Origin of the sequence: Oerskovia sp. Root22 (assembly GCF_001429135.1) — a bacterium.
GTDB lineage: Bacteria > Actinomycetota > Actinomycetes > Actinomycetales > Cellulomonadaceae > Oerskovia > Oerskovia enterophila.
Window position 1 is genome coordinate 347,894 of the sequence record NZ_LMIL01000011.1, and the last position, 20,193, is coordinate 368,086.

Sequence of the window (20,193 nt, forward strand, 5' to 3'; positions counted from 1 at the left end):
CGTCGCGCGTGGGGTGCGCGGCGCCGTCGGGCAGGTTCGGGGGTGAGGCAGGTGGTGCGAGGGTCGGGCGGGTGTCGGGTCTGTCGCCGCGGGTTGGGCGGCGGGCTGGTCCGCTGTCCTGTCTGTGTGCTCGTCTCGACTTGACAGCGCTGTCATGGTCGGGTGTACTCACCCTATACACACCGGGGTCGTCCTGACCAGCCCCTCGTTGCGACGAGTCGGTCAGGTGGCACTCCGGGCCGGGGCGCGCTGGGGTGTGGAAGAATCCCCGCCAGTCAATCGTGCGGGGGTGGATGTGGTGGCCAAGGACGGCCGAGCTGCACGCGGTGGAGGTCGACCGACCCTCGCCGCGGTGGCCGAGGCCGCAGGAGTGAGTCTCAAGACCGCCTCCCGCGTGCTCAACAACGAACCCAGCGTCTCCGAGTCGACCCGGCTCAAGGTCCGCGCAGCGGCCGACGCGCTCGGCTTCCGTCGCAACGCCGTGGCGGCCGACCTCGCGCGCGGAGGCGTCTCGCGGCTCGTCGGCTTCGTCACCGGTGACATCGCCAACCCGTTCTACTCGGACCTCGCGAGCGGGATCGAGCGCGAGCTGCGCAAGCACGGGCTCCAGCTCATCACGGCGAGCTCCGACGAGGACGTGGACCGTGAGCGCGAGCTGATCGACGCGCTCATCGAGCGCCGGGTCGCGGCTCTCTTCATCGCCCCGACGGCCGACGACCACTCGTACCTGCGCTCCGAGCTCGCCGACGGCGTGCCGATCGTCTTCCTCGACCGCCCGCCGGGCGGGATCGACGCTGACACCGTGGTGCTCGACAACCGGGCCGGGGCCGCGGCCGCCGCGCGCCACCTCGTCGACCAGGGGCACCGCAGGATCGCGCTCGCGGGGGACCTCCCGCGGCTCTGGACGTTCCGCGAGCGTCGTGAAGGCTTCGTCAACGCCCTGCGGGACGCGGGCATCGACGACCCCGAGCGCTACGTGCGCGACGGGCTGCACGACGCCGAGACGGCACGCGTCGCGGTCGAGGAGCTGCTGGCGCTCGACGAGCCGCCCACCGCGATCCTGACGGCCAACAACAAGATCACCCAGGGAGCGCTCCGGGCGCTGCACCCCGCGGCTCGTGGGGCGCGGCGCGACGTCGCGCTCGTCGGGTTCGACGACTTCGAGCTCGCGGACATCCTCGAGGTCAGCGTCGTCGGCTACGAGGTCTCCGCGATGGGCCAGGAGGCCGCGCGGCTCGCCGTGGCGCGCATCGAGTCGCCCGGGGAGCCCGCGCACCTGCGCGTCGTGCCCACGGTCCTCATCCCGCGCGGGTCGGGCGAGATCGCCCTGGCGGCGCCCCTGGAGGGCGTGCCGGCAGTCGGCTGAGGCGCACCCGTCGGCGGTGGCGTCTCGATCCTCGGGCGCCCGTGCGACCCGTGCTCCCGCAGGGCGCCGCGTCCGCGCGGTGCCCTGCGGCGCCGCCCCCCGGCACCGCTGCCCGCTCCCGTGCCCGCCCGTGCCCGCCGGTGCCCGCCAGTGCCTGCTCCCGCGGCGCATTCACGCCCTGGTGCCTGGTGGAGGTCGTGCGCGGCGGCGTCGGCTGAGCGGGACTGGGTCCCGCCCAGCGCAACGTGGATTCGATCAGCGCAACCCGTGCTGTCGGGAGTCAGGGGCGCCACCGGGTGATCCACGGAGCCTGCCCTGCCGCCCCTCGGGCGGTGAGGAACCGCGGGATGTCGGGGTTCGTGGGGGAGGCCGCTTTGTCGCCGACGTCCTCTTCGGGCCGCCCTGAGGTCTCCCCCAGGTAACGATTCGGCGCAGCTCTTTGACAAGTGCCGTCGGGCCGCCGTACGTTCGTCCTGTTCCTGACAGCGCTGTCAACACGAAAGTAGGATCCCATGCGTAACGGATTGCGTGTCGCTGGGGCACTGGTGGGCACCGCTGCCCTCCTGGCCCTCGCAGCTTGCAGCGGAGACACCGGCAACGACTCGACCGAAGGTGGCACGGACGCCGCCTCGGGCGGCAACGTCGAGGTCTTCACCTGGTGGGCAGCCGGTTCGGAGAAGGCAGGGCTCGACGCCCTCGTCACCGTCTTCGACGAGCAGCACCCCGACTTCACCTTCGAGAACGGCGCGGTCGCCGGCGGTGCCGGTTCGGCCGCGAAGGACCTCCTCCAGACCCGCCTCCAGGCCAACGACCCGCCGGACACGTTCCAGGCGCACGCCGGCAAGGAGCTCACGGACTACATCGACGCCGCACAGCTCGAGGACATCTCGGACCTGTACGACGAGTACGGCGTCAAGGACGTCTTCCCCGCGGACCTGATCGACCTCCTCACGGTGGACGGCAAGATCTACTCGATGCCCTCCAACATCCACCGCTCCAACATGGTCTGGGCCAACCCTGCCGTGCTGACGGAGGCGGGCCTCGACCCGGCCGCCACGTACGAGACCATGGACGACTGGTTCGTCGCCCTCGACGCCGTCAAGGCCACGGGCAAGACCCCGCTCTCGGTCGCCACGACGTGGACCCAGGTCAACCTGCTCGAGACGGTCCTCATGGCCGACCTGGGCGCCGAGGCATACAACGGCCTGTGGGACGGTTCGACCGACTGGGAGAGCCCCGAGGTCACGGCTGCTCTCGAGGACTTCGAGAAGCTCATGAGCTACACCAACACCGACCGTGACGGTCTGGACTGGCCCGAGGCGACGCAGCTCGTCATGGACGGCCAGGCAGCGTTCAACGTCATGGGCGACTGGGCCGTGGCGGCGTTCGAAGAGGCCGGCAAGACCGCCGGCACCGACTTCACGTACTTCCCGGTCCCCGGGACGGACGGCATGTTCGGCTTCCTCGCCGACTCGTTCACGCTCCCCGTGGGGGCCAAGAACGCCGACGGCGCCAAGGCCTGGATCGAGACCGTGTCCAGCCTCGAGGGCCAGACCGCGTTCAACAAGGCCAAGGGCTCCATCCCGGCCCGTACCGACGCGAACCCTGCTGACTTCTCCGAGTACCAGCAGACCGCCATCACGTCCTTCGCGGACGACACGATCGTCCCGTCGCTCGCTCACGGTGCGGCTGCCTCGATCGCCGTCCTGAACGGCATCTCGGACGCGACGAGCAAGTTCACCTCCGGCGCCTCCGACCTCGCGCAGTACCAGGCCGACCTGGCCGCCGCTGCAGCCGAGTAAGGACGCCTGACCCGGCCGACCGGGGTCGTCCGTCGCGGAGCTGCTCGCGCAGCTCCGCGACGGGCCCCGGACGGTCCGCCCCACCCCGCCGTACCCGCAGCTCGTTTCCACCGCACCGTCCCGGCAGGGCCCCGTCGCACCTCCGTGCGCCGTGAGAGCCGTCGGGAGGTGCCCACACCTTGGGAGGATCACCGGTGATCCAGTCCGCTCGACGATGGGGCCCGCCACTGCTCCTCGTCGCCCCGTCACTGATCTTGGTGGGGGTCTTCGTCTACGGCCTCATCGGGATCAACTTCTCCACCTCGACCACGGACATGCACAAGGCCGCGCAGTCCACGGGGCAGGCCCCCGTCTCGCGGGTCGGCTTCCAGAACTACCTCGACCTGCTCGCGAGCCCGGAGTTCCAGCACTCGCTGATGAACCTCCTGATCTACACCGTGGTCTTCCTGGTCGGCACCATGGTCGTCGGCTTCGTCTGGGCCTGGCTCCTCGACAAGCCCATCAAGGGCGAGGGCTTCTTCCGCGCCGTCTACCTCTTCCCCATGGCGGTCTCGTTCGTCGCCTCGGGTGTCGTGTGGCGCTGGCTCCTCAACTCCAACCAGGGCGAGAACGCGAGCGGCCTCAACCGGCTGTTCCAGATGATCGGTCTGGACGCCCTCCAGAACAACTGGTGGAACAACGTCACGTTCGGCATCGCGGCCATCGCGATCCCCGCGATCTGGCAGCTCTCGGGCTACGTCATGGCACTGTTCCTCGCCGGCTTCCGCGGGATCCCCGAGGAGCTGCGCGAGGCGGCCCGCATGGACGGCGCCAACGAGTGGAAGCTGTACCGCCACGTGCTGTTCCCGCAGCTCACGCCGATCGCCCTCTCGGCCCTCATCATCGTGGGCCACATGTCCCTCAAGGCGTTCGACCTCATCATGTCGATCTCCAAGCCCTCGAACTACCAGACCAAGGTTCCGGCCGTCGACATGTACGTCTTCAAGTCCAGCTTCGACTACGCGAACGCTGCGGCCGTCGGTGCGATCCTGCTGGTCATCGTGGCCTTCGTGATCGTGCCCTACCTGATCTCCCTGAACCGCAAGGAGAAGATCCGATGACCGCCGTCGCCACGCCCGTCGAGGCGCAGACCCCCGGCTCGGGATCGGGCTCCGGAGCGGCAGGCTCGCGCCGGCAGAAGAAGCCCGTCCAGCGCTTCTCCGTGGGGCGCACGCTCCGCTACGCGATCCTCATCCTGTTCGTGCTGATCGTCCTCGTGCCCGTCTACGTCCTGTTCGTGACGAGCTTCAAGGGGGCGGGCGACGCGGCCCCGAGCCGCGCGTGGAACCTTCCCCAGGTGTGGACCACGGAGAACTGGCAGGCGGCCTGGACCGCGTTGTCGCCGGCGATCCTGCGCACGCTGCAGATGGTGATCCCCTCGGCGATCATCGCGGCGTTCCTCGGGTCGCTCAACGGGTTCGTGCTCTCGCGCTGGACCTTCCGCGGGGCGAACCTCGTCTTCACGCTCATCCTGTTCGGCATGTTCATCCCGTACCAGGCGGTGATCATCCCGCTCAACCAGCTGGTCCAGGACCTCAACCTGCCGAGCGGCATCCCCACGCTGATCCTGCTGCACGTGATCTACGGCCTGCCGATCACGACCCTGATCTTCCGCAACTACTACCAGACCGTCCCGAACGAGCTCATCGAGGCCGCCCGCGTCGACGGCGCGGGCATGCTGCGCACGTACTGGTCGATCGTCCTGCCGATCTCGATCCCGAGCTTCGTGGTCGTGCTCATCTGGCAGTTCACCTCGGCGTGGAACGACTTCCTCTTCGCGGTGTTCTTCTCCTCGAGCCAGAACGGCCCGGTCACGCTCGCGCTCAACAACCTCGCGAACGGTGCCCTGCTCCAGAACTACGGCGTCTCGATGGCGGGGGCCCTGTTCGCCTCGCTCCCGACGCTCATCGTCTACATCCTGCTCGGCAAGTACTTCATGGGCGGCCTCATGTCCGGCTCCGTGAAGGGCTGACGCCTGGCTGCCGGTCCGTCCCGGGGAACCCCCGGGGCGGACCGGCAGCCGCGCCGAGCCCCAGACTTCCGGTGTCCGACGCTGTGCACCGGGGAACGGCGCTCCCTCGTCGACCCTCTGAGAAGGGTCGACGAGGGAGTTGCTTGCACCAACTTGACAGCGCTGTCGGCTTCCCGGGGGGACGGGAGGCCGAGACCCGCGGACCACCACCCGGTGGCCCGCACCGCACGGAAGAAGACCCCGCTGCACCAACTGTGGCCGGAACGATCGAAGGAGATCGCACGACATGAGCTGGTACCCACCCACGCACGAACGCCCGACGGCGGATGCGCCGTCGGGCAGCAAGCCCACCTCTCCCGGCACACCCGCGGGCAAGGGCCGGCGCCGCATCGCGGGCGTCCTCGCGGCCGGCCTCGCCCTGCCCATGCTCCCGCTCGGCGTCGGGACGGCCTCGGCCGCACCCGAGCCCGGAGACTTCTCGACGTCGTTCGAGACCGGTGACGCCGCCGCGCTCGACACGACCGTCGCCCAGCGCGACGGCGCCCCCTGGCAGTCCAACGTCACCGGACCCGTCAGCACGCTGCCCGGCAGCGCGCTCGGCAAGCTCGCGGGCGTGACCGCGAGCGGCGAGAACCTCCCCAACGAGGGCGCGGCCAAGCTCGCCGACGACAACTCCGGCACCAAGTGGCTCACCCGGACCACGACCGGCTGGGTCGCCTACGCGTTCACCGAGCCCGTGCGGATCACGGGCTACTCGATGACGTCGGGCGACGACGCCGAGGGGCGCGACCCCAAGAGCTGGACCCTGGAGGGGTCCACGGACGGCACCACGTGGGTCCCGCTCGACCAGCGGACCAACGAGGACTTCCCCCAGCGCAAGCAGGCCCGGGTCTTCGAGGTCGCGACGCCCGGCACCTACCAGCACTACCGCCTCAACGTCACCGCGAACTCGGGCGAGCCGCTCCTCCAGCTCGCGGACTGGAACCTCTCGACCGACCTGAACGCTGCGCCCGCGCAGACGCCCATGGTCACCAAGGTCGGTGCCGGCCCGTCGAGCGGCCCGACCATCAAGACCAACGTCGGCTTCACGGGCACCAAGGCCCTGCGCTACGCGGGCAGCCAGCTCGCCGACGGGCCGTCGAGCGCGACCAACATCCTGTACGACGACGTCGACGTCGCCGTGGGCGAGGACACGCGCCTGAGCTACACGATCTTCCCCGAGCTCCTCAACGACCTCGCCTACCCCTCGACGTACGCGTCGGTCGACGTGCGGTTCACCGACGGGACGTACCTGTCCGAGCTCGGCGCGCGCGACCAGCACGACACCCCGTTCTCGCCCGAGGGCCAGGGCACGGGCAAGATCCTCTACGCCAACCAGTGGAACTCCATCCAGGTGGACCTGGGCGGCATCGCGACCGGCAAGACGGTCGACGAGGTCCTGCTCGGCTACGACAACCCCACGGGCAAGGCCGGCACGCGCTTCCAGGGCTGGGTCGACGACATCGCGTTCACCGCGAGCCCCGAGCGGATCGACGGGTCGAGCCTGACCAACTACGTCGACACGCGCCGCGGCACGTTCGCGACCGGCGGGTTCTCGCGCGGCAACAACATCCCCGCGTCCGCGGTGCCCAACGGCTTCAACTTCTGGACGCCCATGACCGACGCGGCGTCCCAGAGCTGGCTCTACGCTTACCAGCAGCAGAACAACGCGAACAACAAGCCCCAGCTCCAGGGCATCGGGGTCTCGCACGAGCCCAGCCCCTGGATGGGTGACCGCAACCAGCTCGCGTTCCTGCCCGCGGCCGGCGGCGGCACGCCCAACGCCACGCTCGGCACGCGCGCGCTCGAGTTCACGCACGACGACGAGACCGCGCAGCCCGACTACTACGGCGTGAGGTTCACCAACGGCATCCAGGCCGAGGTGACCCCGACCGACCACGGCGCGGTGCTCCGCTTCTCCTACGCGACCGACCAGGGCCAGGTCCTCGTCGACAGCGTGAGCGGCGACGCCAAGCTCGCCTACGACGCCGCGAGCGGCACGCTCTCCGGCTGGGTCGACGGCGGCAGCGGACTCTCCGCCGGACGCTCGCGCATGTTCATCTCCGGGACGTTCGACCGCCTGCCCAGCGCGGTCGGGACGGCCGCGGGCAACCGCGCCAACGCCCGGTTCGCGACGTTCGACACCTCGTCGGACAAGACCGTCGAGCTCCGCGTGGCCACGTCCTTCATCAGCCAGGCGCAGGCCCGCAAGAACCTCGACCTCGAGGTCACGGGCAGGTCCTTCGAGGACGTGCGCTCCGCGGCGCAGTCCGCCTGGAACGACCGACTGAAGGTCGTCGAGGTCGAGGGTGCCAACGAGGACAAGCTCACGACGCTCTACTCCAACCTCTACCGCCTCAACCTCTACCCCAACTCGCAGTTCGAGAACACGGGCACGGCCGAGGCGCCGAAGTTCCAGTACGCGAGCCCCGTCGCCGCCAAGACGGGCAGCGCGAGCGACACCACGACGAACGCCAAGATCGTCGACGGCAAGATCTACGTCAACAACGGTTTCTGGGACACCTACCGCACGGCCTGGCCCGCCTACTCGCTCCTGTACCCGGAGCTGGCGGCCGAGCTCGTCGACGGGTTCGTCCAGCAGTACCGTGACGGCGGCTGGGTCGCCCGCTGGTCCTCCCCGGGCTACGCGGACCTCATGACCGGCACCAGCTCGGACGTGGCCTTCGCCGACGCGTACCTCAAGGGCGTGCCGCTCGCGGACCCGCTCGCGACGTACGACGCCGCGCTCAAGAACGCGACCGTCCTGCCGCCGAACAACGCCGTGGGCCGCAAGGGCCTCGACACGTCGCAGTTCCTCGGCTACACCCAGGCGTCCACGCACGAGTCCGTGTCGTGGGGCCTCGAGGGACTCATCAACGACTTCGGCATCGGCAACATGGCCGCGGCCCTCGCCGAGGACCCCGCCACGCCCGACGAGCGCCGCGAGCAGCTGCGCGAGGAGTCCGAGTACTTCCTCGAGCGTGCGACGCACTACGTCAACCTGTTCGACCCGGCCACGGGCTTCTTCCAGGGCCGCAACGCCGACGGGACGTTCGAGAAGTCGCCCGAGACGTTCAACCCCGAGGACTGGGGCGGTCCCTTCACCGAGACCAGCGGCTGGAACTTCGCGTTCCACGCCCCCCAGGACGGTCAGGGCCTCGCCAACCTCTACGGCGGTCAGGACGGCCTCGAGGCCAAGCTCGACCTGTTCTTCAGCACCCCGGAGAAGGCCCCCAACGGCGGCATCCACGAGCGTCTCGAGGCACGTGACGTCCGCATGGGCCAGTGGGGCATGAGCAACCAGGTCTCGCACCACATCCCCTACCTCTACGACGCGGCCGGCGCCCCGTCCAAGGCGCAGGAGAAGGTCCGCGAGTCGCTGCGCCGCCTGTTCGTGGGCAGCGACATCGGCCAGGGCTACCCCGGCGACGAGGACAACGGCGAGATGTCGTCGTGGTGGATCCTGTCCTCGCTCGGCATCTACCCCTTGCAGGTCGGCTCGGAGGAGTACGCGATCGGCTCGCCGCAGTTCACCAAGGCGACCGTGCACCTCGAGAGCGGCGACCTGGTCGTCAACGCCCCGCAGAACAGCGTCGACAACGTCTACGTCCAGTCGCTCACGGTCGACGGCGAGGCACACACCTCGACGTCGATCAAGCACTCCGACCTGGTCGGCGGCACCACGCTCGACTTCGAGATGGGCCCCGAGCCATCCGCGTGGGGCACGGGCGAGGACGACGCACCGCCGTCCTTGACCACCGGTGACGAGGCGCCCGAGTCCGACACGGACGTGACGACGTCGGGCCTGGGGACGGTGACCGTCTCCGACGGCACGCCGGCCGCCCAGCTCGCGTCGCTCACCGACAACACGTCGCAGACCCGCACGACCTTCACGACGGGCACGCCCGTCGTCACCTGGAAGGCCGCAGGCCTCCAGCCGACGGTCACGTCCTACACCCTGACCTCGGGCGCGACCGGCACGGCCGCACCCAAGGCCTGGAAGGTCGAGGGCTCGAACGACGGCCAGACCTGGACGACGCTCGACGAGCGCACCGACCAGCAGTTCCGCTGGGCAGTCCAGACGCGGCCGTTCACGCTCGCCGAGCCCGCCGCGTACTCGCAGTACCGCGTGGCGATCACGGCGACCTCGGGCGAGGGGGCGCTCGCGCTCGCCGAGCTCGAGCTGCTCGCCGACCCCAAGGCCTCGACCGGCGCCGAGCTCACGCTCACGGCCGGCCAGGACGTGGCGACCACCACCGGCACCGAGGTCAAGGCGTCGCTCGCGACGCTCGTCGGGGTCACGCCCGAGGAGATCGCCGCAGGCGACGTCTCCACGACCGTGACCTTCGGGGACGGCAGCGAGCCCGCCACCGGGATCCTCACCAAGGTCCAGCTCGGCGGGTACACCGTCACCGCACCGCACACCTTCGCCGCACCGGGCGTCTACCCGGTCACGGTCACGGTCACGCGCGGCGACAAGACCGTCACGGCCTCGCTCGACGTGTCCGTCGAGCTGGTCCGGGAGGGCTCGCTCCTCGCGGCCTACGACAACGTGTGCATCGGCGACGTCGGGACCACGTTCGGCAGCTGCGACGGCCAGGGCGTGTTCTTCGACCGGGCCCAGCTCGCGGCGAAGGGCTTCGTGCAGGGCCAGCGCGGCACGGTGCCGGGCACGGACCTCGCGTTCGACGTCCCGGCGGTCCCGGTGGCGCAGCCCGACAACGCGACGGGCGACGGCCAGACCATCGAGATCGACGTCCCCGCGGACGCCGAGCAGCTCTCGGTGATCGGTACGGGCACGGAGAAGAACCAGGTGGCCTCCGGGACGCTGACGTTCGACGACGGCTCGTCGCAGCCCATCGACCTGAGCTTCGGCGACTGGTCGGGCGCTGCCCGCAACCCGGTGTACGGCAACATCCCCGTCGCGGTGACCGACCACCGCCTGCGCGGTGGCAGCCCGCAGACCGGCACCCCCGCCGCGATCTTCGCGACGGCGCCGGTCACGCTCCCCGAGGGCAAGCGGCCCGTGAGCCTCACGCTCCCGGACCAGCCGGGGTCGCTCTCGAGCGACGGACGCATCCACGTCTTCACGGTCGCCTCCGACGGCACCCCGGTGGAGCACGCTCCGCTGGTCGTCGAGGCGGCAGCGGGCGTGAGCGTCGCGGCAGGTGCCTCGCTCGAGGCGACGCTCGCCACCGTGACCGGTGGACGCGCGACGGCCGGTTCGCCGCTGCGGGCGGCGATCACGTGGGGCGACGGCAGCGACGTGACCCCCGGGACGGTCGTCCCGGGTGACGTCGCCGGCACGGTCACGGGTGCGCACACCTACGCGCAGCCCGGGACCTACACCGCGTACGTGACCGTCGACGACGGGTACGCGAGCAAGAGCACCCCGGTGACCGTCACGGTCACCGAGGCCGCTCCGACGCTCGACGTCGCGACGACCGTCAAGACGCAGTGCACGGCCAAGAAGGTCACGCTGTCCGTCACCGCGGTCAACGGGGAGTCCTTCCCCGTGACGATCAAGGTCGTCACCCCGTTCGGCACCAAGACGTTCACGAACGTCGGGTCGGGCAAGAGCGCGCACCAGTCGTTCGCGACGCGTGCGGGCTCGATCGAGGCGGGCACCGCGACGGTGACCGCCACGGCGACGGTCGACGGTGAGGAGGTCGTCGTCACCAGCGAGGTCGCCTACGGTGCGGCCACCTGCGGCTAGCCGCAGAAGTACCTGAGCGGGTGCCCCGCCGCCGGACGTCCGGCGGCGGGGCACCCACCCGGGGGAACATCATTGACAGGTACGAGGAACGGGGAACCATGACCACCAGGGACGACGCAGCCGGAGCACCGGACGCTGCCACGTGGCGCCGGAGCCAGCTCGACGGGCTGCTCACCTTCGCGGAGGCGTCGCTGGGAGCGGACGGCGGGGCTCGCTGGCTCGACGACAAGGGCGCGCCGGACCCCCGCGAGCCCGTGCACACGTGGATCACGGCGCGCATGGCGCACATGTACTCGCTCGGCTCCCTGCTGGGCGTCCCTAGGGCGGACGAGCACGCCGACCTGGCGCTCGAGGGCCTGCGGACCTACCTCGCCGACCCCGTGGACGGCGGCTGGTTCGCCTCGCGAGGGCCGGGGGACGCGGTGGACGACACCAAGAGCGCCTACGCGCACGCGTTCGTGGTCCTCGCGGCCGCGAGCGGGACCGTGGCCGAGCGGCCGGGCGCACGCGAGCTGCTCGACATCGCCCTCCGGATCCTGGAGCAGGAGTTCTGGGAGGCGGAGCAGATGCTGTGCGACGAGTGGGACCGCGCCTGGACGACCTGCGCTCCTTATCGTGGTGCGAACGCGAACATGCACGGGGTCGAGGCGATGCTCGCGGCGCACTCGGCGACCGGTGACCCGCTCTGGCTCGCTCACGCGACGGCCGTCGCCGACCGGGTCGTCGCGGTGGCCGCCGAGTGGGAGTGGCGCGTCGTCGAGCACTTCGACGAGTCCTGGAACCCCGAGCCCGAGCTCAACGCCGAGCGCCCCAACGACCAGTTCAAGCCCTACGGCTCGACCCCGGGGCACGGCTTCGAGTGGGCGCGGCTGCTGGTGCAGCTCGACGCCGCGAGCGACTCCGCGGGTGCGGGCGCGTCCGCGGGCATCCCGGGACCGCACCTCGAGGCGGCCCGCCACCTGTTCGACCGGGCGCTCGCCGACGGCTGGGACCCGGACGAGGGCGGGTTCGTCTACACCGTCAACTGGCACGGCCGCCCCATCGAGCGGCGTCGCTTCCACTGGGTCGCGGCCGAGGCGATCGGTGCCGCCGAGGTGCTCGCCAAGGCCACGGGGGAGGAGCGGTACGCGCGGCTCGCCCAGGAGTGGTGGGCGTACGCGCAGGCTCACCTGGTCGACGTCGAGCACGGCTCGTGGCACCACGAGCTCGACGTCCACAACCGCCCGTCGGGCGTCGTGTGGGACGGCAAGCCCGACATCTACCACGCGGGGCAGACCCTGCTCCTGGCCGACGTGCCCGTGACGGGGAGCCTCGCGGAGTCGGTCAAGGCTGCCGTCTCGCGCTGAGCCTCCTGCCGGCCCCCAGCCGGCTGCGGAGCCCGTGCGCGGCACGCCGGGCGCGTCGCGCACGGGCTCCGCACTCAGCGCGTGCCGTAGATCTGCACCTCGGCGGCCTTGACGGCGAACCACACGCGCTCGCCCGGGGCGAGGCGCAGGTCGGCGACCGAGCGGGGGGTCAGGTCGGCGGCCAGGTGCCCGACGGCGTCACGCACCTCGCGCGGGCCCGGCACCTCGCCCCAGGCCCGGAAGAGCTGCCCGTGCGGCTCGATCGAGGTGATGGTCACCGCGAAGGCGTTCCGCGGGCTGCCCGACGGCGCCTCACGGTGGATGGCGACCGCGCGGGGCTCGAACACCGCGACGGCAGGATCGCCGGGGACCAGGTCGGCCGCGTCGGCGACGACGCCCGCGACCGTGAGCGCCGGTCCGTGGCCCAGGTGGCCGGTGCCGGTGCCGCCGCGGGGCGCGGTGTCCTGGACCGGGCTCGTGGTGACGGTCGGACCGCCGACGGGTCCGTCGCTGGTCGTGAGCAGCAGCCCGCCGTCGTCGGTCGCGACGCCCGCGAGGAGGTTGATGCCCGCGAGGCGCGCCGCGAAGCGGGACCGGGGACGGGTCAGGACCTCGCGTGCCGGGCCGTCCTCCACGACCCGGCCCTCCTCGAGCACGACCGCCCGGTCGGCGAGCAGGAGGACGTCGAGCAGGTCGTGCGTCACGAGCAGCGTCGTGCGCGGAGCGGCGCGCTGCGCGTCGTGCAGGACCCGGCGCACCTGCTGCGCGACCCCGACGTCGAGCGAGGCCAGCGGCTCGTCGAGCAGCAGGACGCGCGGGTCGGTCGCGAGCGCCCGCGTGATCGAGACCCGCTGGGCCTGGCCACCCGAGAGCGCGCCGGGGCGACGTGCCGCGAGCGGTCCGGCACCGAGCCCGTCGAGGCGCTCACGGGCGTCGACCCGTGCGGCACGGCGGGGCACACCCCGAGCCCGTAGGCCGAACGCGACGTTGTCCGCCGCGTCGAGGTGCCCGAACAGCAGCGGCCGCTGGGTCAGCCAGCCGACCCCGCGGCGGCGCGGCGGGACCGAGAGGCCGCGCGAGGTGTCGGTCAGGACCTCGCCGTCGACCGTGACGCGGAGCTCGTCGGGCGGGGACCCCGGCGCGGGTGCGTTCGTCCGCGAGCCGGGAGCGGCGCCGTCGGGCAGGGAGCGCCGCGCGCGGCGGGATCCCGCGCGACGCGGGTGGTGCGCGCGGTGGGGGAGCAGGCCCGTGACGGCCTGGAGGACGGTCGACTTCCCGGCGCCGTTGGGCCCGAGGATCGCGACGACCTGGCCGGGCTCGACCGTGAGGTCGAGGTCGACGCCGCGTTCGGCGAGGCGCACGCGCACGCCGAGGGTGACGGGCTCGCCCGCTATGGGGCTCGTGCCCGGCTGCCGGGGGTGACCGGGCCGGTCGTCGTCGCCAGGACGCTCGTCGGCCCCGGTGAGCCCCCGGTCACGCCCGGTGCCCCGGTCGGGGTCGAGACCCCGGTCGTCCTCGGCGGACGGCCCCGCCTCTCGGACGCGAGGCTCCGTGCTCCCGAACGGCCCGCCGTGCACGGCCGCCGTGACGACCACGGCCACGACCACGAGCAGGAGCGAGAGCGCTACCGCTGCGTCGGGGTCGGCGCTGCGCTGCAGGTAGATCTCGAGCGGCAGGGTCTGCGTGACGCCCTGGAGCGCCCCGGCGAACGTGATGGTCGCGCCGAACTCCCCGAGGGCGCGCGCGAACGCGAGCACCGCCCCGGACACGAACCCGGGAAGGACGAGCGGCAGGGTCACGCGGCGCAGCACGGTCGTGGGGGAGGCACCGAGCGTCGCGGCGACCTCCTCGTAGCGCGCGTCGTGGGTCCGCAGCGACCCCTCGAGGCTCAGCACGAGGAACGGCAGCGCGACGAAGGTCTGCGCCATGACCACCGCGGTGGTCGTGAACGCGACCTCGATCCCCAGGACGGACAGGTGCTGGCCGATCAGCCCGCGCCGCCCGAACGTGTAGAGCAGCGCGATCCCGCCCACGACGGGCGGCAGGACGAGGGGGAGCAGCACGAGCGCACGGGCCACGCGCTGCCCGGGGAACGTGGTCCGTGCGAGGACCAGGGCCATGGGTGCGCCGAGCAGCACGCAGCACGCGGTCGCGACGAGCGAGGTCCGTACCGAGAGCCACAGGGCGTCGGTCGCGGTGGGCGAGGTGAGCAGGTCCCAGATCCCGCCGAGCCCCCCGGACACGTCGAGGCGCGCGACCATCGCGACCACGGGCACGACGACGAACAGGGCGCCGAGCAGCGCGGGCGCGAGCACCCAGCGCGGCAGGCCGCGCATCAGTCGGCCTCCCGCTGCCGCCCGAGGCCCCGGCCCCGGGCGCGCCCGAGGATCGAGCCGAGACCGGTCCCGCCCCCGCGTCCTGGCCTCACGGTGCCCCGAAGCCCGCCTTCGCGAGCGCGGCCTGGCCGACGGGGCCGGTCACGAGGTCGAGCCACTCCTGTGCCAGCGCGGCGTCCGCGGCGCCCGACGTCACGGCGATCGGGTAGGTGTTGACGACGGTCCTGGTCTCGGGCACGTCGATCACCTCGACGTCGTCGCCCGCGAGGGTCGCGTCGGTCACGTAGACGATCCCGGCGTCGGCCTCCCCGGCGGTGACCTTGGCGAGGACGTCGGTCACGCTCGCCTCCTCGCTCACGCGGTGGACGGCGGTGCCGGCAGCGGCCTCGACCTTGGCGGTCGCGGACCCGCAGGGCACCTCGGCCGCGCACACGACGACCTTGAGGTCCTCGCGCGACAGGTCGGCGAACGACGTGACGCCGCCGGGGTTCCCGGCGGGGACGACGACCGTGAGCGTGTTGGTCGCGAACACCACGGGGTCGGCCGCGTCGCCGCCCTCGACGACGCGGTCCATGTTCTTGGTGTCGGCCGACGCGAACACGTCGCCGGGGCTGCCGGCGAGGAGCTGGTCGGCGAGGTCGGCCGACCCGGCGAACGACAGGGCGACGGTCACACCGTCGTGCTCGGTCTCGAAGCCCTCGGCGAGCTCGGCGAACACGTCGCGCAGCGACGCGGCGGCGAGCACCGTGAGGGTCTGCTCCTCGACGGCCGCGTCGGGTGATGAGGTGGCGCCGGCGGCGGGGGCCTCGCTGCCCGACGACGTCCCGCACGCTGCGAGGGCAGCCGTCAGCAGGGCGGTGGTCGCAATGGCGAGCGCGCGCCGCGTGGCTCGCCGGCGGGGAGCGGTGGACGACCGTGCGGTCCGGGGAGCGGGGGTGGTGCGGTTCACGCGATGCCTCCTGGCGTCTCGACGATCACGGTGGTGGCCTTGACGACGGCGACCGCGAGGCTGCCGGGCTCGAGCCCGAGCTCGCGCACGGCCTCGGTGCTCATGAGCGACACGACGCGCTGCCCGCCGCACAGCATCTCGACCTGGGACATGACGGTGTCGCTCACGACGTGGGTCACGATCCCGACGAACCGGTTCCGGGCCGAGCGGGCCACGCCCGAGGGGTCGCTCGTGGGGGACTGGGCGTTCCGGGTCGCGAAGCGCGCGAGCTGCGCACCGTCGACGACCTTGCGCCCGGAGTCGTCGAGGGTGACGTCGAGGTCTCCGGCGTCGACCCAGCGGCGGACGGTGTCGTCGCTGACACCGAGCAGGTCGGCAGCTTCGCGAATCCGATAGTGCGGCATGAGAGTGAGCATAGTGCCGCAGATGCGGAAACGTTGCGACACGATGTCACGATACGAACGGGTTGGCGGTGATATGCCTGATTCTGCGGGTCGTGCGTGGCATGCTCCGAGAGGCGTGCGGGGCGCGCGCCGGGGAACCGGGAGGGGTGCTTGTCGTGAGTCGGTACTGGAGCTCGCTGGCCCTGGTCGTGATCGGTGCGATCTGGGCCGTCGGAGGAGTCGTCACGGCGATCGCCGGAGGTGACGAACCCGGGTCGCCGATGCTCTGGGTCGTGCTGGGCGTGGTCGCGGTCGTCGCCGGGGTCGCGAGCTACGTGGTGCGTGCTCGGCGCGACGTCTGACGAACCCTCAGGCCTCAGGGACGCGAGAGGCCCCGCACCGTGTCGGTGCGGGGCCTCTCGAGCGGAGCGGATGACGGGAATCGAACCCGCGCTATCAGCTTGGGAAGCTGAAGTTCTACCATTGAACTACATCCGCATGACGTGGAACCCTGCAGCTCGCAGGCCGTCTCCGGCCGGTGCGAACCGGTCAGGAACCGGCGTGCGTCCACGATCATACCCAACACGGGCCATGATGCCAGCATCCGAGCCTGCACTACGCCTGAGGAGGCGCCTTGTCCGAGAACCCGTACCAGCAGCAGCCCACTGATCCTGCGGCTGGAGCGGACCCGTACGCGGCGCAGCAGCCCGCGTACGGCCAGCCGGCCCAGCCCGGCTACGGCACGCCTGCCGGTTCGCCCGCGGCCCCGGGGGTTCAGGGCTACCCGCCCGTCGACCCGACTGCGGGCCAGCAGGGCGGCTACGGCGAGCAGGCCGGCTATGGGTACGCCGCCCCGGCGGACCCCTACGCCCAGCAGGCCCAGCCCGGCTACGGCGCCCCCGCGGACCCGTACGGCCAGCAGCCCGGCTACGGCTACGGTGCCCCCGCGGACCCGTACGGCCAGCAGGGCCAGCCCGGCTACCAGCAGCCCTACGGCGCGTACGGAGCCCAGCAGACCGGCTACTACGAGGACCCGAACGCCAAGTCGCGGCTCGCGGCAGGTCTGCTCGGCATCTTCCTGGGCAGCCTGGGGATCCACCGGTTCTACCTGGGGTACACCGGGGTCGGCGTGACCATGCTGCTCATCTCGGTGCTGTCGCTGGGGATGCTCAGCTGGGCCGTCGCCATCTGGGGGCTCGTCGAGGGCATCCTCTACCTGACGTCCAAGACGGGGCAGTACGCGGTCGACTCGACGGGTCGCCCGCTGCGCAGCTGACGCAACCGGCTCCGCGAGAGTCGGACCCGAGGCCGGTCAGGCGTCCGAGCCCACCTGCCTGACCTGCCTCGGGACCGGCGCCTCGGGACACCGGCTCACGCCCGGCTCGCGGGGGCAACCGCCGCGGAGGCAGTGCTCCCGCAGGCCGCCCCGGACCGCCTCCCGGCGGCGACCCGGCGCGGAGTACCGTTGCCCCGTGCTCCTCTCCGACCGCGACATCACTGCCGAGATCGACGCCCAGCGGGTCCGCCTCGACCCCTACGACCCCGCGATGCTCCAGCCGTCGAGCATCGACGTGCGCCTGGACAAGTTCTTCCGGCTGTTCGACAACCACAAGTACCCGTTCATCGACCCGTCGACGGACCAGCCGGACCTGACGCGCCTCGTCGAGGTCGAGCCGGGCGACCCGTTCATCCTGCACCCGGGCGAGTTCGTCCTGGGCGCCACCTACGAGCAGGTCTCGCTGCCCGACGACGTCGCGGCCCGCCTCGAGGGCAAGTCCTCCCTGGGGCGCCTCGGGCTCCTCACCCACTCGACCGCCGGCTTCATCGACCCCGGGTTCAGCGGCCACGTGACGCTCGAGCTGAGCAACGTCGCGACGCTCCCCATCACGCTGTGGCCCGGGATGAAGATCGGCCAGCTGTGCTTCTTCCGGCTGTCGTCGGCGTCGGAGCACCCGTACGGCTCGTCGATCTATGGTTCTCGCTACCAGGGTCAGCGGGGCCCGACGGCCTCGCGCTCCTGGCAGAACTTCCACCGCACCGACGTGTGATCCCCAGCCGGCTCACCCGAGCCCGCCAGATCGGACGTTCTCACCGCAGAGAGGCTGACACCACCGTGTCCCAGGCGCCCAGCTCGACCCTCCAACCGTTCCCCGCGTCGTCGGCGCAGGGCCACCAGGCGCGGCACCTGCTCGCGCTGCCGGGGGACGTCGAGATCGACGAGGTCGAGACCCTCGCCGTGTCCAGGTTCGCCGGGGCGCGGTGGGACGTGGCGCCGTCGGGCACGGACCCCCTGACCCCGGCGCCCCGCACGGCCAAGCCGGGCGAGCCCGGGGTCCTGCGCACCTCGCGCCACTCGACGCTCACGGGGCCGTACTCGCCGTGGTCGGCGGACGGCACCAACCCGGGCCTGCCGCCCGGCACGGAGCAGGTGTACGACGTCGTGTGCCCGCGCGAGCGAGGCGACGTCCCGTTCCCCGGTGGTGGGGACCGCGACGGCGTCGGGCGAGCTTTCCCCGCGGGCCTGCCCACGCGCGAGGAGGAGCGCGTCATCGCGTGGCTCGTCGAGGTCGCGCGCCGCCTGGGCGGCTCGATCCGGGTGGACGCGGGCAACCCGGCCGCACCTGCGGTCGTGCTCACCCCGGACCCGGGCGTCGCGGTCGACATGTCGGTGTTCTCGGACGTGTGGCTCGACCCGGAGGCCGCGCTGTCGGTCGTCTCGAACGTCCACCCGCGCGTGGTGCTCGCGACCGAGGGGCGCTCGTACGGAGGGCCGCCCCAGGGCATCGGTGAGCTGCCGCTGTACCGGGGCGAGAAGATGGACCCCGAGCTGAGGCGCGCCCTGCACGCCCAGGCCGACGACATCGACATCGCCGCACTGACGAGCGGCAAGGTGCTCGACGGCTACGGCCTGATCCTCGACATGGGGGTCGACGGCCTGGTGGCCGTGGAGATCGGCGGCGAGGAGCAGCTCCCGCTCCTGCTGCGCAACCTCCCGTGGGCCTCGCAGGGCGCTGTCGCCTACCGGTTGCGCTGGGAGCCGCGCGACCTGGTCGAGGCACAGATGGAGTCGCCGTCGTTCGAGCTGAAGATCGCGCGCAAGCGTGCGGCCGAGCTCATCGCGACCGTCACGCGGGCGCTCTACGCCGCGGTCGGTGGCGAGATCGCCGACGAGGCCGACTTCCTCGTCGACCCGCAGGACATCTGAACGACGGGTGCGGGCCGGCCCGCGGTCCGCACCCGCCGGGGGCCCGGGGGCGTGGTTGCGCTCCCAGGGGCCCGCGAAATACTCTGTGCCGAGTAGTCGAAGACGGGCGAGAACGGGCGAGGCGGACATGGTTGACGACGCAGCGTCCGGCGACGCGGCCACAGTGCGGCGCCGCGCGAACGCCCTGGCGCTCGCGGTCCTCGCGCAGCTCGCGGAGCGGCCCATGCACCCGTACGAGATCGCCCGCACGCTCAAGGACCGCCGCAAGGTCGAGTCCGTGCGGCTCAACTACGGCTCGCTCTACTCGGTCATCACGGCGCTCGTGCGCGACGGGTTCATCGAGCCTGCGGGCACCGAGCAGGACGGGAACCGCCCGCAGCGCACCGTCTACCGGCTGACTTCCGCGGGGCGCACCGAGCTCGACGACTGGATGCGCGCCCTGCTGGGCGCGCCCGTCAAGGAGTACCCGCAGTTCATGGCGGCGCTCAGCTTCCTCCCGCTGCTGGAGCCCGACGACGTCGCGGACCTCCTGCGCACCCGCCTCGTCGCTCTGCGGGTCAAGGTCCGCAGGATCGAGGACGACCTGGAGGACCTGGACGACGACGACGCCGCCGACGGGGCGCGGGGCGAGACGTCCGAGCTCGCGGTCGCGGGCTCGCGGTACGAGCTCGCGATCCTGCGCGCCGAGCTCGCGTACACCGACGTGCTGGCGCGACGCATCGTCGACGGGACCCTCGGGGGGATCGAGGCGTGGCGGTCGGCCGTCCGCTGACGCCCTCCGCGGGCACCGACGCCTCGCCACGTCGTGGCCCGCTCGTGTGTTCCCGCTGAACCTGTGACATCACCCACCGATCCTCGGGGCGCCGAGTGGTCACCAGGGCCTCGTTGAACGGTAAAATACCTACCGGACCCGGTGTGTCTCCGGGCCGTCCTCTGCATGCGCGCTGTCGCGTCGTCCTGGTCGGTCCTGACGGCAGCCCCTGGTCCACGTTCTCGCCCACCCGCCCCCGACCAGGACGGAGCGGACGTGCTCTATCTGC

At 71.9% G+C, this 20,193-nt stretch carries 14 protein-coding genes and 1 tRNA gene; 11 read left to right on the forward strand and 4 right to left on the reverse strand.

What is annotated here, in order from left to right; genetic code table 11:
* Positions 1-154 precede the first annotated feature (154 nt).
* The 6 genes from ASE15_RS16945 to ASE15_RS16970 all read left to right on the forward strand — a co-directional run bounded on the left by ASE15_RS16945 (position 155) and on the right by ASE15_RS16970 (position 12,280).
* The gene (locus tag ASE15_RS16945; RefSeq protein ID WP_082609025.1) at positions 155-1,366 is read left to right on the forward strand and encodes a LacI family DNA-binding transcriptional regulator; all 1,212 of its coding nucleotides are present in this window, start codon (positions 155-157) and stop codon (positions 1,364-1,366) included.
* A gap of 512 nt (positions 1,367-1,878) precedes the next feature.
* Complete coding sequence (locus tag ASE15_RS16950) at positions 1,879-3,168, forward strand: ABC transporter substrate-binding protein (RefSeq protein ID WP_056652737.1); 1,290 nt, start codon at positions 1,879-1,881, stop codon at positions 3,166-3,168.
* A gap of 194 nt (positions 3,169-3,362) precedes the next feature.
* Positions 3,363-4,268 (forward strand): carbohydrate ABC transporter permease, encoded by a 906-nt coding sequence (locus ASE15_RS16955; protein WP_056652734.1) that lies wholly within the window; start codon positions 3,363-3,365, stop codon positions 4,266-4,268.
* Positions 4,265-5,179 carry a carbohydrate ABC transporter permease gene (locus ASE15_RS16960; protein WP_082609024.1) on the forward strand — a complete coding sequence of 305 codons (915 nt, stop codon included), beginning with the start codon at positions 4,265-4,267 and terminating at the stop codon, positions 5,177-5,179. Before ASE15_RS16955 ends, ASE15_RS16960 begins: the two co-directional genes overlap by 4 nt.
* 286 nt (positions 5,180-5,465) lie before the next feature.
* Positions 5,466-10,934, forward strand: coding sequence for a GH92 family glycosyl hydrolase (locus ASE15_RS16965; RefSeq protein WP_056764561.1), 5,469 nt, complete (start codon positions 5,466-5,468; stop codon positions 10,932-10,934).
* 98 nt (positions 10,935-11,032) lie between these two features.
* Positions 11,033-12,280, forward strand: coding sequence for an AGE family epimerase/isomerase (locus ASE15_RS16970; protein ID WP_056764562.1), 1,248 nt, complete (start codon positions 11,033-11,035; stop codon positions 12,278-12,280).
* A gap of 74 nt (positions 12,281-12,354) precedes the next feature.
* Here the strand turns inward: ASE15_RS16970 and ASE15_RS21255 are convergent, their stop codons facing one another.
* The 3 genes from ASE15_RS21255 to ASE15_RS16985 all read right to left on the reverse strand — a co-directional run bounded on the left by ASE15_RS21255 (position 12,355) and on the right by ASE15_RS16985 (position 15,969).
* The gene (locus ASE15_RS21255) at positions 12,355-14,616 is read right to left on the reverse strand and encodes an ABC transporter permease (RefSeq protein ID WP_056764563.1); all 2,262 of its coding nucleotides are present in this window, start codon (positions 14,614-14,616) and stop codon (positions 12,355-12,357) included.
* Between the two features lie 88 nt (positions 14,617-14,704).
* Positions 14,705-15,565 carry a molybdate ABC transporter substrate-binding protein gene (gene modA / locus ASE15_RS16980; protein WP_082618538.1) on the reverse strand — a complete coding sequence of 287 codons (861 nt, stop codon included), beginning with the start codon at positions 15,563-15,565 and terminating at the stop codon, positions 14,705-14,707.
* Positions 15,562-15,969 carry a molybdopterin-binding protein gene (locus tag ASE15_RS16985; RefSeq protein WP_056653484.1) on the reverse strand — a complete coding sequence of 136 codons (408 nt, stop codon included), beginning with the start codon at positions 15,967-15,969 and terminating at the stop codon, positions 15,562-15,564. Before ASE15_RS16985 ends, modA begins: the two co-directional genes overlap by 4 nt.
* Positions 15,970-16,124: 155 nt before the next feature.
* On the opposite strand from ASE15_RS16985, the gene ASE15_RS16990 reads away from it, so the two are divergent.
* Entirely contained in the window at positions 16,125-16,310 is a 186-nt protein-coding gene (locus tag ASE15_RS16990; RefSeq protein ID WP_056764564.1) for a hypothetical protein, read from the forward strand.
* Between the two features lie 65 nt (positions 16,311-16,375).
* Here ASE15_RS16990 and ASE15_RS16995 read toward each other — a convergent pair.
* Positions 16,376-16,446 (reverse strand) — tRNA-Gly (locus ASE15_RS16995).
* Between the two features lie 136 nt (positions 16,447-16,582).
* On the opposite strand from ASE15_RS16995, the gene ASE15_RS17000 reads away from it, so the two are divergent.
* From ASE15_RS17000 to ASE15_RS17015, 4 genes are all read left to right on the forward strand, one after another.
* On the forward strand, positions 16,583-17,224 hold the full coding sequence (locus ASE15_RS17000; protein WP_056764566.1) for a TM2 domain-containing protein: 642 nt from the start codon (positions 16,583-16,585) through the stop codon (positions 17,222-17,224).
* A gap of 196 nt (positions 17,225-17,420) precedes the next feature.
* On the forward strand, positions 17,421-17,996 hold the full coding sequence (gene dcd, locus ASE15_RS17005; protein WP_056764568.1) for a dCTP deaminase: 576 nt from the start codon (positions 17,421-17,423) through the stop codon (positions 17,994-17,996).
* A gap of 65 nt (positions 17,997-18,061) precedes the next feature.
* On the forward strand, positions 18,062-19,153 hold the full coding sequence (locus ASE15_RS17010) for a hypothetical protein (protein ID WP_056652704.1): 1,092 nt from the start codon (positions 18,062-18,064) through the stop codon (positions 19,151-19,153).
* 127 nt (positions 19,154-19,280) lie between these two features.
* Complete coding sequence (locus ASE15_RS17015) at positions 19,281-19,925, forward strand: PadR family transcriptional regulator (RefSeq protein WP_056764569.1); 645 nt, start codon at positions 19,281-19,283, stop codon at positions 19,923-19,925.
* Positions 19,926-20,193: the final 268 nt, after the last annotated feature.